Origin of the sequence: Corynebacterium urinipleomorphum (assembly GCF_900155535.1) — a bacterium.
GTDB lineage: Bacteria > Actinomycetota > Actinomycetes > Mycobacteriales > Mycobacteriaceae > Corynebacterium > Corynebacterium urinipleomorphum.
The window spans coordinates 34,311-49,845 of sequence record NZ_LT706964.1 but is presented as its reverse complement, the minus strand read 5'-3'; the positions used below and the strand labels follow the sequence as shown (position 1 = coordinate 49,845).

General features: G+C 62.0%; 13 protein-coding genes. 3 read left to right on the top strand and 10 right to left on the bottom strand.

The features are described 5' to 3' along the window. Window positions 1-33: 33 nt before the first annotated feature. The 6 genes from CZ338_RS05785 to CZ338_RS05760 all read right to left on the bottom strand — a co-directional run bounded on the left by CZ338_RS05785 (window position 34) and on the right by CZ338_RS05760 (window position 7,691). On the bottom strand, window positions 34-1,290 hold the full coding sequence (locus CZ338_RS05785; RefSeq protein ID WP_162287312.1) for a glycosyltransferase family 87 protein: 1,257 nt from the start codon (window positions 1,288-1,290) through the stop codon (window positions 34-36). A 13-nt stretch (window positions 1,291-1,303) separates the two neighbouring features. Beyond that, window positions 1,304-2,317 carry an alpha/beta hydrolase gene (locus CZ338_RS05780; RefSeq protein ID WP_087117349.1) on the bottom strand — a complete coding sequence of 338 codons (1,014 nt, stop codon included), beginning with the start codon at window positions 2,315-2,317 and terminating at the stop codon, window positions 1,304-1,306. Between the two features lie 99 nt (window positions 2,318-2,416). Next, window positions 2,417-4,225, bottom strand: coding sequence for a flagellar motor control protein ZomB (gene zomB / locus CZ338_RS05775; protein ID WP_087117562.1), 1,809 nt, complete (start codon window positions 4,223-4,225; stop codon window positions 2,417-2,419). Between the two features lie 10 nt (window positions 4,226-4,235). After that, entirely contained in the window at window positions 4,236-5,219 is a 984-nt protein-coding gene (locus CZ338_RS05770) for a decaprenyl-phosphate phosphoribosyltransferase (RefSeq protein ID WP_087117348.1), read from the bottom strand. Next, window positions 5,216-5,755, bottom strand: a complete 540-nt coding sequence (locus CZ338_RS05765) for a phosphatase PAP2 family protein (RefSeq protein WP_087117347.1) — start codon at window positions 5,753-5,755, stop codon at window positions 5,216-5,218. Before CZ338_RS05765 ends, CZ338_RS05770 begins: the two co-directional genes overlap by 4 nt. Then, on the bottom strand, window positions 5,745-7,691 hold the full coding sequence (locus tag CZ338_RS05760; RefSeq protein ID WP_087117346.1) for a glycosyltransferase: 1,947 nt from the start codon (window positions 7,689-7,691) through the stop codon (window positions 5,745-5,747). Before CZ338_RS05760 ends, CZ338_RS05765 begins: the two co-directional genes overlap by 11 nt. Before the next feature lie 555 nt (window positions 7,692-8,246). Between CZ338_RS05760 and CZ338_RS05755 the strand changes: the two genes are divergently transcribed. Further along, the gene (locus CZ338_RS05755; RefSeq protein ID WP_204211880.1) at window positions 8,247-9,416 is read left to right on the top strand and encodes an HNH endonuclease signature motif containing protein; all 1,170 of its coding nucleotides are present in this window, start codon (window positions 8,247-8,249) and stop codon (window positions 9,414-9,416) included. Window positions 9,417-9,470: 54 nt separating this feature from the next. Here the strand turns inward: CZ338_RS05755 and CZ338_RS05750 are convergent, their stop codons facing one another. Beyond that, window positions 9,471-9,704 (bottom strand): three-helix bundle dimerization domain-containing protein, encoded by a 234-nt coding sequence (locus tag CZ338_RS05750; protein ID WP_087117344.1) that lies wholly within the window; start codon window positions 9,702-9,704, stop codon window positions 9,471-9,473. Between the two features lie 320 nt (window positions 9,705-10,024). Between CZ338_RS05750 and CZ338_RS05745 the strand changes: the two genes are divergently transcribed. Beyond that, window positions 10,025-11,281 carry a glycosyltransferase family 87 protein gene (locus tag CZ338_RS05745; RefSeq protein WP_087117343.1) on the top strand — a complete coding sequence of 419 codons (1,257 nt, stop codon included), beginning with the start codon at window positions 10,025-10,027 and terminating at the stop codon, window positions 11,279-11,281. Here the strand turns inward: CZ338_RS05745 and CZ338_RS05740 are convergent. Both CZ338_RS05740 and CZ338_RS05735 read right to left on the bottom strand, forming a co-directional pair. Beyond that, on the bottom strand, window positions 11,190-12,818 hold the full coding sequence (locus CZ338_RS05740; RefSeq protein ID WP_087117342.1) for a cation:proton antiporter: 1,629 nt from the start codon (window positions 12,816-12,818) through the stop codon (window positions 11,190-11,192). The two genes, CZ338_RS05745 and CZ338_RS05740, sit on opposite strands and share 92 nt — an antisense overlap. A 162-nt stretch (window positions 12,819-12,980) precedes the next feature. Continuing rightward, window positions 12,981-13,553, bottom strand: a complete 573-nt coding sequence (locus CZ338_RS05735; protein WP_087117341.1) for a TetR/AcrR family transcriptional regulator — start codon at window positions 13,551-13,553, stop codon at window positions 12,981-12,983. Window positions 13,554-13,628: 75 nt separating this feature from the next. On the opposite strand from CZ338_RS05735, the gene CZ338_RS05730 reads away from it, so the two are divergent. Continuing rightward, window positions 13,629-14,303 (top strand): GAP family protein, encoded by a 675-nt coding sequence (locus tag CZ338_RS05730; RefSeq protein ID WP_087117340.1) that lies wholly within the window; start codon window positions 13,629-13,631, stop codon window positions 14,301-14,303. On the opposite strand, the gene glf is transcribed toward CZ338_RS05730, so the two are convergent. After that, window positions 14,300-15,487, bottom strand: a complete 1,188-nt coding sequence (gene glf, locus CZ338_RS05725; protein WP_087117339.1) for a UDP-galactopyranose mutase — start codon at window positions 15,485-15,487, stop codon at window positions 14,300-14,302. The two genes, CZ338_RS05730 and glf, sit on opposite strands and share 4 nt — an antisense overlap. Window positions 15,488-15,535 lie beyond the last annotated feature (48 nt).

Below are 15,535 nucleotides of genomic sequence, written 5' to 3'. Positions count from 1 at the left end.
CTTCGCTATGAAGTTTAAGTTTCACTTGAGACTTTACACGGTGACACGCCGAGCAAGTCCGGGCACCGTTGTTTTCTCCGCCAATACCATCGCGGGCGACGACAACGCTGTCGAGGCCGCCACCACCACGACCGTCGCGAACCACAGCACGAAGAGTGCGATGGTGGTCGGGTTATAGGTCTCACTAAACCTGAATTGGTACGGCGCCAACAGAACGAAGCTGCCCACGACGGTGAAAACCACGAGCCTCCGGTCCCCTGCCGCCACGCCGGCCACGAGAATGCCGATCAGCGGCAGTACAAGCGCAGACGAATAGTGGACCCACAGAATATTGGCCACCAACATCGGCCCAAGCAGACTCAACACCACGAGCTGCTTTTCAGGCACAAAACCGACGCGCGAACAGGTCAGCGCGAACGCTCCCAGGACGAGAATGATCACAGCCGCAACCAGAAGGTAGTACCCCGGCCGGGGCTCCACGGCGGCCACGACCGCCTTCCCTCTCATCGGCGCATGCAGCAGCGATCCGAGAGCTGAGTTGATTGTGGAGACGAGCTGCTTGGAGCCAAATTGCCCGAGGGCATCGAACCACTCCGCGTGGGCACGTCCAAGCGTCAACCAGGACAATCCGAAGCTGCTTATCGACGCCACCGCAGCGTACACCCCCGCCCGGCGGTACGACGGAGCCAGAAGGAATCCTACAATTACCACTAGCGGGGTCAGCTTCACGAACGCGGCCGCCGTCAGTAGGCCCGCCGCCACAATCGGTCTAGTACGCGCAAGCGCCAACGCTGCGAAGCAGACCGTGAATATCAACGGGCTCGTCTGGCCCAATCCGAGGGCCGCCCGGAATCCGTCAGTTGCCCACACCAGCAACGACAGCGGAACGAGCAGATTCAGACTGATGGTCTTATCGGCCCAGAAGTAGTAGCTGAGCGCCACCATCAGGGGAGCGCACGCACCGCTCAAGAAAGTGAGCACATAGAGCGACACCGTGAAAGTGGTCACCTCTGTCACTGCGGCCATGAGTATTGCCACACCCGGGTTGTGCACAAAGGGGTGGGCGACACCCGCGGTAGTCTCCTCCAACCGGAGTCGCTCCCACACGGCGGAACCGGTGGCAGCGAAATCCGCGGGATGAATCGAGTAGGCCTCAGCCCACTCACCGCGCCCGGCGAGGATCCCGCCGATCCAGAGACTGGACCAGTCGTCGCCGCTGCTTTGCGGCCCGACGATCAGCGCGGTGAAAAGACCTGTGAAAAGCGCGAACGGCCAGCCCCAACGGGGCATGACCGCACGGTTTTTACCAGGCATTCATGTGATCGAGAACGCGCTTCTTCGTCTTGTACAGCTGGGCACCGAACTGCTCCCAGTTGTGCAGGCCCTGCGCCGGGTAATCCGACGTCACGCGCAGGCCCTGTGCCCGCGCCTTAGCTTCCCACGTACGCGTGGTCAGCATCGAACCGAATTCGAGTGCCGCCCCAGCCGCCTGGTGCTGCGGCAGGTACTTCGCGTCCTTCGGTCCCGGGATACCGGATGCGGCGGAGATGTAGATGTCACTGTTGCGCAGTCCGCCCATGTTCAGGAACGGATCGTTCTCAAAACGACGCGGGTTCAGCAGGGAACCGTACATCGCGTTGAGGTTGTACCCACCGGAATCAAGCATGGCCACGTGCAGCATGGCCTGGGCACCCGGCAGCGTGGTGGTGAGGTAGCCGGAGAACGACAGCACCTGACGGAACTGGTTGGGGTGCTTGGCAGCCAGGTTCATCGCACCGGTGGCGCCCATGGACAGACCTATCACCGAGTTGTTGCGCGGGGACACGCCGAAGTTGCGCTCCAGGTAACCGGGCAGCTCACGAGTCAGGAAGGTCTCCCACTTGTACGGCTTACCGTTGCCGTACTTCGGGTCGTAGTTCCAGTCCGCGTAGAACGAAGACTCGCCACCGACCGGCATCACCAGGGTGATGTTGGAGTGCGCGTAGACCGCCGCCGCGTTGACGTCGCTCACCCACGCATTGGTGCGCTCCGTGGCGCGCAGGCCGTCAAGCAAGTAAAGGCCAGCGTTACCGCCGCGGGCAGCCGGCACGATCTGTACCGGAATGTTGCGGCCCATCGCCGGGGAGTACACGTCGCAGCGCTGGACCCAGTACTTCACTGGATCCCACGTGCAGTGGCCGGTCGCATCTTTGCGCAACCAACCGCGGTTGTCCGCAGCCTGAGCTTCGCCCGGAGCTGCGACCATGAGCGACATCGCGGCAGCCACCGTCATCACCAGGGCGAGAAGCGTGCGACGCATGGAGTGAATCGCGTTCATGAGTCCACCAATCAGATCAGTCAGGAAAATTTGTGATTACACACAGGTGTATCGCAAAGCGTTATCGCGATGTTATCAAGGGGGACGAATCGGTTCCACTCACTTGACAGGCCAGGCGACTTGCTGGCCCGCAAGCCCCACATCTTCACCTTGGGAGATACGCTCCAGCGTTTCGCCGTCGAGATACACAGCCGGATCGTCGGAGACCTGGAGGGTTCGACCCTGGGTGACGGAGAACTTCATGTTCTTGAGAAAACGCTGCGCACTCATCGGCTCACGCGAGGTGGCCAGCAGTTCCGCGATCTCAGGCGTGCGCAGCGCCGCGCGCGCCTGAAGCACTTTCTGCTTATCGACGCCCCACGGCGCCACCTCCGCGTCCATCGCCGTATCCGCGAATTTCCAGTGGGCGGGCAAGTGTTTATCGTGGCCGATCCGGCCACCTTCGAGGCGCGGTTGACGTGCGGCGAGTGGGGTGGCGAGCCCGACATCGTCAAGCACGCGCACATTGAGGTCCGAGTTCGCGCTCACCATGCCCAAGTTGATCAGGTACGCGGTAGTGGGAATGTTCTGCAGGTCCGAATCCCGCTTCGCGCGCTCGAGTGGCTCCCATGTGTACACATACGGATCCTTTTGCAACAAGACGAGGTTCACGGCAGCGGCATTCTCCTCAGCTGCGCGCTCGAGCCCCTGCTCCCAACCGCCCATCAGATCGCTGGCCAGGAAGTCCTCGGCGTAGCGCGGCGGATCCCCGGACTCACGCAAGAGCACCGCCGTCCAGAATTCACGCTCGTCGACAATGGTCAGGTTTTCCGGCCCCTCCTCGAACGGTTCGAAGCCGAGATCGTGCCCCCTGAAGACGACGATGCCCGCCCACAACGCCACAGCAATCGCTGCCACGCTCCCGACCGCTGTCAGGGGCACTGCCGCGACCGGCAGCAAAATCGCGAACAGCGGCAGCAGAACCATTCGCCCGTGCATGAAGTCCCCGCCCACACGTACGACGTACAACAGGTGCAGCACACCGCAGGTCAACGCCAGTGCGGTCACAAGCTTCTCCTGCGACGGCAACCGCAGAGTCCACCACACACCCAGCGCGGCCGCGATAACCAGCGGCGCCCACAGCGCGTACGGGCTGACCGTGTCCCACACATAGCGGGCACCGGTACCCCAATAGGAGCCCGACGCTGATTTCGCTACAGCGGTGTGGGGGGTGAGCAGACCGTAGTACCCCATCCTGAAGATCTGGTACGCCGCCGGCACCGGCAAAGCAGCCGCGAGAATCTTCCCGATGCGCCGCCAATCACTCCTGCTCGCCGCGAGCAAAACGATCCCGGTCAACCCGCCGTAGAGCGCTAGTTCCGGCCGGACCAACCACGACAACCCAGCCCAAAACGCCAGAAACACCTCCGTGCGCGGGTGCCGTTCACTGTGCTGCGACCACGCCACCAGGAGCGCCCACCACACACCGATCCAAGCCAGAGACAGCCCCCACTCCAGACCAGAGGTAGCGAAGTCCCGTGCCGGCGGTAGCGCGAGGTAAATGATCACGCCGAACGGTGCGACCAGACCGGGATGCACCCGTTGCCACAGCCGGCCCGAGGCGACCACCGCCGCGACGACTCCGACGACGGTGCAGATCAAGGCCAGCCACATCGCCACATCTTCGAGCCGCAGCCCCGGGACCCAGCTGAATACCGCAATGAGGTATTGCCACAGGGTCGACGTGTTCGCCTCGACGCGCTCGCCGATATTGAAGACAGGCCCGTTCCCCGCCAGGATATTGCGCACTGTGCGCAGGACGATCAAGCCGTCGTCGCTGATCCAGCGGCGGGCCCACCCGCCCCAGAAAGCGAAAACGCCCGCAGCCGCCGCCGAGATGAGCAGCGATAAGCGGGCGCGTTTTTCCATGCGCGACATATTAGCTGAATGACGGGACAATATAGACAGCCATCACGATGGCGAGGATCCACAGTAGAGCCAGCAGCTGCAGGACGCGGTCTTCCAGCGCGATCTCGTCGGGCGCACCGCCGTTACCGCTGTCAACCTCCGCCGCGTAGCGCAGGATGGCAATGATGAACGGCACCATCGAAATCTGGTACCACAGGCCCTGGCCGGCCTCGACTCCGTCGCTAAGCGTGAAGCCCCACAGTGCGTAGGACATGACCACCGCTGTTGCGGACAGCGTCCACACAAAGCGCAGGTACGTCTGCGTGTAGCCTTGCAGCGACTTGCGGATTTTCGCGCCCGTGCGCTCCGCCAGCAACAGTTCCGCATACCGCTTACCGGAGGCCATGAACAGCGAGCCGAACGCCGCGACCAGTAGGAACCACTGCGAGAGTTCAATACCCGCCGCGACACCGCCAGCCATGGCGCGAAGCATGAAGCCCGAAGACACCAGCGCGATATCGATCACCGGGATGTGCTTCCAACCGAAGCAGTAGCCCAGCTGCAGCGCGATGTATACGCCGACAACGGTGGCCAGCGCAGGGCCATCCGTAGCCAGGAACGACAGGCCGACCGCCGCGACGATGAGCACGACCGACATGACGTAAGCCAGGTTGATCGGCAGCATGCCCGACGCGATCGGACGGAAACGCTTCGTGGGGTGCTCACGGTCCGCCTCCACGTCGCGCGCGTCGTTGATCAGGTAGATCGAAGACGCCCCGAAGCAGAACACCACGAACGCGAGTGCGATATCGACGAACGTGTGCGACGTGAACGAGTCGGCGCCAGCGGCCAGCGGTGCGGCCAACACCAGGACGTTCTTGACCCACTGCTTCGGGCGCAGACCTTTGATCATCGCATCCGGCAGGTTCTTCGGCGGAGTCTTCTTACGGTTGTAGTCGACGCCCTCCGTGTGGGGCTCGGACTTCAGAAACGGCTCGTCTACCGGCTGTGTCACGCTGTTCGCCTCTCAATGTCGATTGCGGCTCGTGCCACCCCAATGCCGAGCAACGCGCCGGCAAGGGTGTCCGTGGGATAGTGCACCCCCAGGACCATGCGGGAGGTCATCATAATTGGGATTCCGGCGTACGGGAGTTTCGACCCAGTGATGTCGGCCACGTGCACCATTGCAGCGCTTGTCGACGTCGCATGTGAACTCGGAAAACTCAACTTCGACGGAGTACCCACGCCGACTCTCACCCGAGGATCATCCGGGCGGCGCCGGCGGACAATGCGCTTGAGCACCACCGACGCCGCATGCGCCGTGAACGCACCCGCGCCCATAGCCAGCCACTTACGCCGGCGCTTCTTGTCGAGGGCCGCGCCCACAGCCGAAATGCCCATCCAGCCCAAGGCATGCTCCCCGAAGTGGCTCATGCCGCGCGCGGCGGGGAGGACACCGGCGGCGTCGAAAAGCACGGCCTGGATCTGGCTGAGAATGCCCGCTTCCGCGTTATCCCACGCGTTCGTGCTGTTCGCGTTCTTATTGCTCATCGAAGATCTTCTCCCAGTTCTCGTGGCTGGTCAGCTTCGGCTTCGCCTCGCGGTACGCGCGGGTGAGCTCCGGCCACCGCTCCCTGATCTCCGCGCGCAGCTCCTTTTGCTCGTTCGCGAGATCAGTAGCCAGCTCCTTGTCGCGCTTGCGGAAGGCCACGCCAGTGCCGCCAGCAGTGGACACCGTCGCGGAATCCACGCGGGAGAGCGTGTACCAGCGGGCTTCCTCCGCCGTCAGGTTGAGCTGCGGGGCTTCCCAGTGCGCACGATCTTCCGGTTTGCGCAGGTGCAAAGCACCCTTGATTGCCAGCGGGATCTTCTTCACCCGGGCTAGGCGACCACCGAACTTCTTCGTCGGCACTCCCGGCGCGCCCGTCGGGGCGGGAAGATCCGCCGCTGACGCGATGACCTGGGCGTCCGGGTAGTCCTTGCGGATGCCCTGGATCCGTGGCAGCGCCGACTCAAGAATGTCGAAGAGCTGGTCGGGTCCTTTAAGGAAGTCCTTCATCGCCTCGTTCTGGATGGCCATCGTGGAATATTCCATGCACAAGTAGTGCTTCGCGGTGGACTTGGCGATGGACTTCAACAGCCCCTTCGGGTCGCCCTCGAGGTACATCGCTGCAACGATCAGGCGGTTGCGCAGGTGGAAGTACGCCTGCCAGTCAATCGCATCGTCCTTGTCCGCCCAGGCCATGTGCCAGATGGCGGCACCGGGCCAGGTGACCGTGGGAAAGCCTGCCTGCCCTGCACGCAGGGAGTATTCCGTGTCGTCCCACTTGATGAACAACGGCAGCGGCAATCCCATTTTCTCTGCCACAACGCGGGGGAAGAGGCACATCCACCAACCGTTGAATTCAACGTCGATACGCCTGTGCAGCGGACGCGACGTGGTCTTGCGGGGGTCGAGGTCTTCTTCCTCCGTACCCACGTAGCCGAGCGGATACTTGGCGAAGTCGTGGTCGTACACGGCATGCGGCGCGCCGCCCCACATGAAGTCGCCGCGGTTGACCTGCTCACCGGAGGTGCGCAGCTGACTGCGGTCCTGCAGGTTGAGCATCTGCCCGCCCACCAGGATCGGGCTCTTGGCGTACCGTGCCACCTGCACCGCGCGCAGAATCGAATCCGGCTCGATCGCAATGTCGTCGTCCATGTACAGGATGAACGGTGCATCCGTCTGGTGCAGCGCTTCGTACATGATGCGCGAGTAACCGCCAGATCCGCCGAGATTGCCCTGGCCGAAAATCTTGAGACGCCCCTGGAGGTTCTCTTCCGCTTCAGCGAAATCGGGCTCATCCGCCGGGTGCTGGTCGCCCTGGTCCGGCATGAGCACATCCGTGATCGCGCCGAGCACCAGCGGGTCTTCCGCCAGCGCATGCAAAGCGTTGACCGCGTCGCGCGGACGGTTGAACGTGGGAATGCCCACCGCGACCTTCTTCTCAGACGGCGCGATCGTTGTTCCGTCCGGCAACACCTGCTCGCCCGGCTCGCACGGCGCGTACCAGCCAGCATTGCTGATCTGTGTCTCGCCCTGCCCCGTCTCAGTCGTCACATCGAACCAGAGCCAGCCGCCGTCCTCAAAGTTGCGCAGCGGCAGAGGGATCTCCACACGCTCATCCGCCGCACTGACGTTGAGGACGGAGATGCGAGTCCCGTCCTGTTTAGAGCGGTACACCGAAATCGTCGCCGCACCCTCGACGTCCATGCCCAGCACCACCGTGTCCAATTGGGACCAACGGCGCCAGTAGGAAGCTGGAAACGCGTTGAAGTACGTCTGGAAGGAGACCTCCGCCCCCTCAGGAACGCTCACCCGCGAACGGTCCGGCCAGCTCACCCGTTGAGTATTCTGCTCCGACTCGATGAGGTAGAGCATTCGCACATCGTGCGGCTCACCTTTGCGGGGCAACAAAATACGTTGCAGGACGTCGACAGCTTTCATGTCATTCACGGACTCAAGGGTAATAGCTGGGCCGGACACGCCCTGGCCCGGCGCGCGGGAGCAGGCCGTAATACTGGCGGCTACCAACGGCATCCGCCCCTGAATATCAGTTGAGTACGTTCCGAAGAACCGCAGGAACTATGCAGGGCATAGGTCGTGGACGCTTCCCTACGATCCGCTTCTCGCGGGCAGGCGGAAGCGGCTTACCCCGCTGCCTGATCTGCGTTGAAATCCGCAGGAACTATGCAGGGCATAGTCGGGCCTCTCTCTGACCGCGCACCGTTCGAATCTTGCCGCGCGACTCATGCCGGACGTTTCCCGCCGGGCGGCTCCGAAAACCGCAGGAACTATGCAGGGCATAGTTCGGGATGTCGGGTGCCCCGAAGTTATCCACAGGCCCCGGTCTTGAGCCCACGTCGATGGTTCACTCCGTTTTGTACAGTCCGTTCAAACCTTCAAACCAACGACAAAACGGCAGGTAAACACATGCGGACGCTGAAGTACGACAACGACGTGATACTCCTCGTCGACCGAATCCGACACTTGTTCCAAGCGATGACTAAGAACAAGGCCGAGCTGCTCCAACTCATATATGACTTCGACGTTAACAACTTCGCACAGGCCTTCGGCTCATCGTGTACGTCGTCATGGCTTGTGCGTGAATTCGGTGTTGCGGCGTCCACCGCGTACGAATGGCAGCGTGTCTCCAGGCAGGCGGTGCACTTCACCTTTCTTATGCAGGCATTCCGCGCCGCCGAGATCGATTACTCCACTGTGCGCCTACTGCTCAAGTATCTGACCCCGGACAACGAGGTAGAGCTTGTTGAAGCCGCCAAGGAGCTCGGCCACGAGCAAATGAAGAGATACCTCGCAGGAAAAGAAACCGCAGAGCCAGAGCCGGAGAAACCCGATCATTACCTGCGCGTTAAGGATCTCCCGAGTGGCGAGGTGGCTGCTGAACTAGTCATGAGCGGCACCGACGGTGCCCTATTCAAAGCCGCCCTGAAAATCGGCGAGACTGCTTATTACGAGCAGGAACACGCAGAGCAACAGTCTGCAGCGGAAGAGGCCCGGCCGGCGCGCCAAACTGTCTCTGGCTACGGTATGCCCATCGGGCGGTCATTGCTCCAGTCCTTCATGGGAATGGTCCACATGGTGCGCACAAAAGCCACCAACACCTTGCGCACTCCGGGCGCACACGTCAACATCGTGCTCAATGCTGACGGTCACGCCTACATGCCAACGGCACCGAAGGTGCCCTCCAAGGCACTGACGAATCTGGTGGCCAACGGGTTAGCGCGCCTCAACGTCGCAGACAGTGCCGGGCTCATTCTCAACGTCGGGCGCGCACAACGCTTAGCGACGGATGCGCAGGTCAATGCTCTGATGACCATGTGGGGCCACCAGTGCGCAATGCCGGGTTGCACGCACACCCGGTTCATGGAGATCCACCATATGGAGGAGTGGGCCGACGGCGGCGAAACGAATTTGGACAACCTCATCCCGTTGTGCAGCGCCTGCCATTCACTCGTGACTGACGGCTGGGCGCAAATCGAGCGGCACGGTCACCAAATCCGCTTTTTCATGGGCGATGGATCGGCGTTCGTTTCCGACAATCATTCGACGACCCGGCGCGACAACTCGATGACGCCCCATCCTGAGAGGGAGAAGTGGGAGGACATCGACTCGTTCTCGGACACCGCGCGCGAACCTGTGAATGTGTAGAACGAAAAAGCCCCGCACCAGGGAGTTCCTGGAACGAGGCAGATTCGGTTCGCGTTATGCGGCAATCAAGGATCCGGAGCGGTCGCCGGTATCGAGGGTGCCGTCTGCGAAGCGCACGAGCCTATCGGCTGCATCGCGGCCGGCGAGCACGGGGACCCAATCGGTCACGCTCGCATGCTGCAGGTGCTCGCTCAAGGTGTCGCGGAAGATCGTCTCGACGATGTGTGCGCCGAGTTCCTCGTCGAACCGAGCGTGCAGGTCCTTGGAAATGTTGTTGATTGCGATCATGGCATCCTCCTTTCGTTTTCTGATTGCCATGAAGTTGAAGGTGTGCCCGAGGGAAACCCCGGACAAGGTTTCGAGCTTCGCTCTTTGTTAACCTGTCGTTAACTTTAGCAGATAGTTGGTAAACAACAAGCATTGATAGATGTCAACGAATTACATAGCCTTTTACCTGGCCGTACGCGCTGAATGTAATTCTGAGGGGTGACAGACATACAGGACGTTTACCCGTAGTTAACCTATTTCGCTACACGCTGCCCCATGTGTTTACCTCTACGTCACTTTCGGTGCGCCTGTAGATTTTTTGGCGTGCTAATCTCCGCGCTGTGCATATCGACGACTCCATAGCCACCCGCCGCATTCCCACGGTCAAGGCCAACCAGGCACTTCGTGTGGCGCCGCCGCTGCTGTACACGCTGATGATGTTTGTGCTGTTCCGGACAGCGCTCATGCTTCCCGCCGCAAACCCCGGCACGGACTTCACTCCGATCTGGAATGCAGCGAGGAAGTACCTTGCCGGCGAGCCCGTGTTCAACTCGGACTACACGATCGATATGCCGCACTACCTCTACAGTCCGGCGGGCACCGTGCTGATTTCGCCGGTGGGATTGTTCCCGAATGAGGCCATGGCGCGCGCCGTCATGGCCTACTTGGGTGCCGCGTGCGTGATCGGAGCGATCGCGATTGCCACGCGAATGGTCGCCCCGCGCTGGTTTCACGTCATCTTCCCAGTCGCTGTGAGTTTCTTCTTCATCACGCCGGAGCCGGTCCGTACCACGCTGGTGTTGACCAACATCAACGGTTTCCTACTGCTGCTCCTCGTTCTGTTCGTATGGTTTTCCCTGCGCCTACGCGAACAACACGTGGGGTGGCTCGGGCATTTCAACCGGCCGGAAGCGTGGATCGCCGGAGTCATAGCTGGGGTCGCCGTGTCCATCAAGCCGCAGTTCGGCGTGCTCTTCATTGTGTCTCTGGCCTACGCCCAAGTCGCCGTTGTCGTCATCGCCGCTCTTGTGGCGGCGGCGACGTTCATTTTCGGGTGGTTCACCATCGCGGAACCCGAGCTGTTCTTCACTAACCTGGTCCCCTATTTGAGCGAACCCCGGCCGCGTTTCAACGGCTCGATCGCCGGCCTCGGCATCGTACTCGAGTGGCCTGATGCTGTGGTGACTGTGCTGACGGTCCTCATGGTGGCGGGCACGCTCGCCGCCATCGCCGCTTTGTGGCGGTGGAAGGACATCGACCCAGTGATGTTCTGTTTCACCGCGGTGGCCGTGTGCTTCGCCGGCGGCTTCATGGCCAGCGGGCTGATGCAGTTCTACTACGCCATCTGGTTCATCCCGTTCGTGCTCACGGTGTGCCGCCGCCACTCCCCCATGCATTGGCCGGTCACGATCGTCGTGCTGCTCTTCACCTTCGCCAACCCTGTTTGGCCGGCGACGGGGGTTGAGGCGTTTGATGAGCAGCCCGGCCACATGCCGTCCTACATGTTCATGGCGCTGCCGTTCGTGGTGGCTGTCTGGGGTCTCGCTGTGCGATCATCTGCCCCGGGGACGCGAAAGCGTCCCGCTCACTCGCGATGACCATCCGGTCGATCTCGTCAAGCACCGCGTCCACGTCCGCGGGGTTGTAGCGCCGCTCCCGGCGAGCTTGCTGCATCTCGGCAGTTGCTGCTTCAAGCGCGATGCGTTGCATGTCAGCAGCAGCTTGTCGCGCTCGCGCAAATGCTTTTCGACGCTCCTTGGACCCCTCCGGATCCACATGCCGCTTCTCCGCCATTGCGTTCAGCCACTCCTGAACCATGTCGTAGGCTTCGGGCGCGTACTCGGGTCCATACTCTTGCACGGCTTTGCGGGCAGCTTGGTACACCCGCTGGTTGAGCTCGGCGTTGACCCTATCGCCTTGCGCATCCGGACCGGAATCTAGGTCGAGCTTGCCCACGAGCCACGGCAGAAGCAGGCCGGGAATGACCATGGTGAAGGTGAGCACGCTGAGGGCGATGACGGAGAATTCGTGGTGGTACTGCGTTGTTCCGGCAGGAATGGACAGCACGAGTGCCAAGGTGACCAAGCCGCGCATACCGGCCCAGGTCATGAGCAGCACTTCCTGCATGCGCAGCGGAGCAACGTCGGTCCGATTCATCCGTTTCTTGAACTGGTAGAGCACCCACATGCAGGCGAACCTCACAACGAAGGCGACGGCAGAGAGGACGAACCCGATGAGGAGCGCTTCCGCGACTTTTGTCCCGGCATCGTCGATTGCGTCGCGCACACTCATTCCGATGAGGCCGAAAGCAACGCCGGTGAACAGCAATTCCACTGTCTCCCAGAAGGATTGGCCTGAGAGTCGGTCCTCGGCGCTGAATGAGGCGCGCGACGACATCTCAACGGCGGCGATCACGATCGCGATCACTCCCGACGCGTGAATCTCCTCAGCCGCAACGTAAATAGCGAAGGGGAGCACCCATGTGAACGCGGTGCGGATGACGGAATCGGGAACAGTGTTCACGAACATCGCCGACAAGCGGCCAACCACTAGACCGATGATCACGGCGGCAGCAGCGGCGTAGAGGAATTTGAGGAATCCCTCGGCGAAGTCGACCTCGCCCCCGGCGACCAGGGCAGCGAGCGCCACGTTGAACGCAACGATGGAGGCCGCGTCGTTGAACAGTCCCTCTGTTTGCAGAGTGCCGGTGATGCGTTTCGGAATCCCCGCGGGTCCCGCCACGGCATCTACGGCTACCGGGTCGGGCGGCGCGATAGCCGCTGCCAGCACCATCGCCCCCGCGAGACCGATGCCGGGCATAAGCCACATCGCTGTCGCCGTCAGCGCCGCGACAGTGAGGAAGACCAGTACCACCGACATCACGAGCACAACGTGCACCTGCGCGCGGATCATGGCCCAACTCGTGCGGCGGGACAGAGACCACAACAACGGCGGCAGGAACACCGGCAGGATCAGCTCAGTGTCCAAACTAACGGTCTCAATGCCGGGAATGAACAGCACCGGAGCGACTGCGATGGTGAGCAGCGCGGGCCACGGGAGACCGGTGCGCTCGCCGATTGCAGCTACAAGGGCGGTGGCAAGAAGGAGGCCAATAATGGCGAGGAAGACTGTCACCCGATCATGGTAGCGGGGAGGCCGAAGCGCTACACCTCGTCAAAGAACTCGACGGTCTGTCCACCGGCGACTTTCGACGGCACATCGATCTTCCTTCTTCAACGATCTCTTCGTACCCCGTCAGGGTGCCGCGGTAGCCGAGAAATTTCTTGGGGAAGGAAGCTAAACGCCGAGAATCAAGCGCAGACCTTCGCGGAGATCTCCGACAACACGATCCGCCTCCGGCTCGGCAGCGCCCACATTGTCGATGGTCAGGCCGTTCACCAGCGCCGTGATCAGCCGCGCTTTGCGCTCCGCCTGCTCCATGTCCCCCAGTACCCCTAGGACTGCTTTCTGGAAATCGCGGATCACCTGACCGTAGAGGTCGGCTATCCATTCACGCGTCGCCGCAGCGGAACCGTAGGTGACCCAGATCGTGGCGTCCTCCTGGCGCTCGCCACCGAGGGGGAGGAGCTCGGAGAGCCGGACGACCCAGGCCTCGAATGCATCATCGGGCACTTGCACCCCGCCAACGCGGGCGGTTTGCCGCTGGATGGAACGAATGAATGCGTGCGCGAGCAGGATCTCCTTATTCGGGGCATGGTACTGCACGGATCCCGCGGCGAATCCGGATTCCTTGGCCACCTCGCGCACGCTCACTGCGTCGAGACCCCGTGACGCGATGATCCGGATAGTCGCATCCGCCACGGCAGCAGCCGATTCGGAGAACTGGTGGTCGAGCGAAAAGTCATTCATGGTTGCACACCAGCCTAGTCTGTCGTACGTTCGTAAGGGTCCCATACGTTCGTACGGCAAAGAAGGTTTCCTGCCATGCACTCCCTCCTTTCGCTCGTTGGTTTGGCCCTGCTCGACAGCTTGAGCATCGGCACGCTCGTCATCCCTTTGGGGCTCATCCTCATGTGGCGATCCGTCCGGGTACCGGCACTCGCCACATACCTCCTCACCGTCGCGGCGGTGTACTTCGCCCTCGGAGTGGCCATGCTCCTGGGCTTCACCGGCCTCGGTTCGTACGTAGAACGAATCACCGACACCCCCGTGTTCCCCTGGATCACCCTCGTTCTGGGCGCGGTTCTGGCCATCTACGGAATCTTTGGGCCCGATCCAATCAAACCCGCCCCAGGTGAGCTACCGAAGCAGCTGAACAAGCCCCTCCAAACCAGCTTGCCCAAGATGATCGCCTTAGGGTCGGGAGCCTCGCTGACGGAAGCAGCGACGATGCTGCCTTATATCGCAGCGATGGGAATCATCAGCGACTGGGATACGCCTATGGCAGGGCAAGTGGCCGCCATTGCCGCCTACTGCGGGATCATGATCGCGCCAGCCGTGATTCTGGCAACGATTGCCCTCGTGGCAGGGCAGAAGTTCTTCCCGCGCCTTGAAAAGGCTGTCCCACGTCTGCAGTACGAGGCCAAGGTGACGCTTCTCTGGATCGCGGCGATTGTCGGTATCTACATGGTCATAGGCAGCGTGGGCGCTATCCGCTAGTGCCCGCGCGGCTGCTCGATGGCCTTGCCGTCCGCGAAGTAGGGGCGGACGTGGTTGTCGAAGACAGACAGCGCAGCACCGATCGCCATGTGCATGTCCAGGTACTGGTAGGTGCCCAGACGACCACCGAAGAGGACCTTGTTGTCGCGGGACTCGGCGGCGGCGAGACGTCGATAAGCTTCTAGCTTCGAGCGGTCCTCGGGGGTGTTGATCGGGTAGTAGACCTCATCATCGTCCTCGGCGAAGCGGCTGTACTCCTTGACAATGACGGTCTTGTCGTCGCCGTAGTCGCGCTCCGGGTGGAAGTGGCGGAACTCGTGGATGCGGGTGTACGGGACGTCCGCGTCGTTGTAGTTCATCACCGGGGTGCCCTGGAAGTCACCGGCTTCCAGCACTTCCTGCTCGAAGTCGAGGGTGCGCCAGCCGAGGCGGCCTTCGGAGTAGTCGAAGTAGCGGTCGAGCGGACCGGTGTAGACAACTGGGGCGTCCGGGGACTCGGCGCGAATCTGGTCGCGGACATCGAACCAGTCGGTGTCGAGCTTCACGTCGATGAGCTCGGACGCCGCCATGTTCTCCAGCCATGCGGCGTAGCCGTCGACGGGCAGACCCTCGTACTTGTCGTTGAAGTAGCGGTTGTTAAAGGTGTAGCGCACCGGCAGGCGGGAGATGATTTCCGGCGGCAGGTCGGTCGGATCAGTCTGCCACTGCTTGGCGGTGTAGTGCTTGACAAAGGCGTCGTAAAGCGGTTTGCCGATGAGCGCGATGCCGCGCTCCTCCAGGTTGGTCGCGGCGGCGGGGTCGAGGCCCTCGCGCTGCTCCTCGATGAGCTGGCGCGCCTCGTCCGGGCTGTAGTAGCGGCCGAAGAATTGGTTGATCAGACCCAGGCCCATCGGGAACTGGTACGCGGTGCCGTCGTGCATGGCGAAGACGCGGTGCTGGTAATCCGTGAAATCGGTGAAGCGGTTGACGTACTCCCACACGCGGTCATTCGAGGTGTGGAAGAGGTGGGCACCGTACTTGTGCACCTCAATGCCGGTCTCCGGCTCCTTTTCGGAGTAGGCGTTGCCCCCGATGTGGGCACGCTTTTCGACGACGAGCACACGCTTGCCCAGCTCGCTCGCTGCCTGTTCGGCGATGGTGAGGCCGAAGAAACCGGATCCGACGACGATGAGGTCATAAGTCATGCACCCCAGGCTAGCTGGCGCTGTCGGTGGGGTACGGCGCACACGCGA

Excerpts from the sequence above, each read along its gene's own strand:
- CZ338_RS05785 (WP_162287312.1), bottom strand. The coding sequence starts at position 1,290 with ATGCCCCGTTGGGGCTGGCCGTTCGCGCTTTTCACAGGTCTTTTCACC.
- CZ338_RS05780 (WP_087117349.1), bottom strand. The coding sequence starts at position 2,317 with ATGAACGCGATTCACTCCATGCGTCGCACGCTTCTCGCCCTGGTGATG.
- zomB (WP_087117562.1), bottom strand. The coding sequence starts at position 4,225 with ATGGAAAAACGCGCCCGCTTATCGCTGCTCATCTCGGCGGCGGCTGCG.
- CZ338_RS05765 (WP_087117347.1), bottom strand. The coding sequence starts at position 5,755 with ATGAGCAATAAGAACGCGAACAGCACGAACGCGTGGGATAACGCGGAA.
- CZ338_RS05760 (WP_087117346.1), bottom strand. The coding sequence starts at position 7,691 with ATGAAAGCTGTCGACGTCCTGCAACGTATTTTGTTGCCCCGCAAAGGT.
- CZ338_RS05755 (WP_204211880.1), top strand. The coding sequence starts at position 8,247 with ATGACTAAGAACAAGGCCGAGCTGCTCCAACTCATATATGACTTCGAC.
- CZ338_RS05750 (WP_087117344.1), bottom strand. The coding sequence starts at position 9,704 with ATGATCGCAATCAACAACATTTCCAAGGACCTGCACGCTCGGTTCGAC.
- CZ338_RS05735 (WP_087117341.1), bottom strand. The coding sequence starts at position 13,553 with ATGAATGACTTTTCGCTCGACCACCAGTTCTCCGAATCGGCTGCTGCC.
- CZ338_RS05730 (WP_087117340.1), top strand. The coding sequence starts at position 13,629 with ATGCACTCCCTCCTTTCGCTCGTTGGTTTGGCCCTGCTCGACAGCTTG.
- glf (WP_087117339.1), bottom strand. The coding sequence starts at position 15,487 with ATGACTTATGACCTCATCGTCGTCGGATCCGGTTTCTTCGGCCTCACC.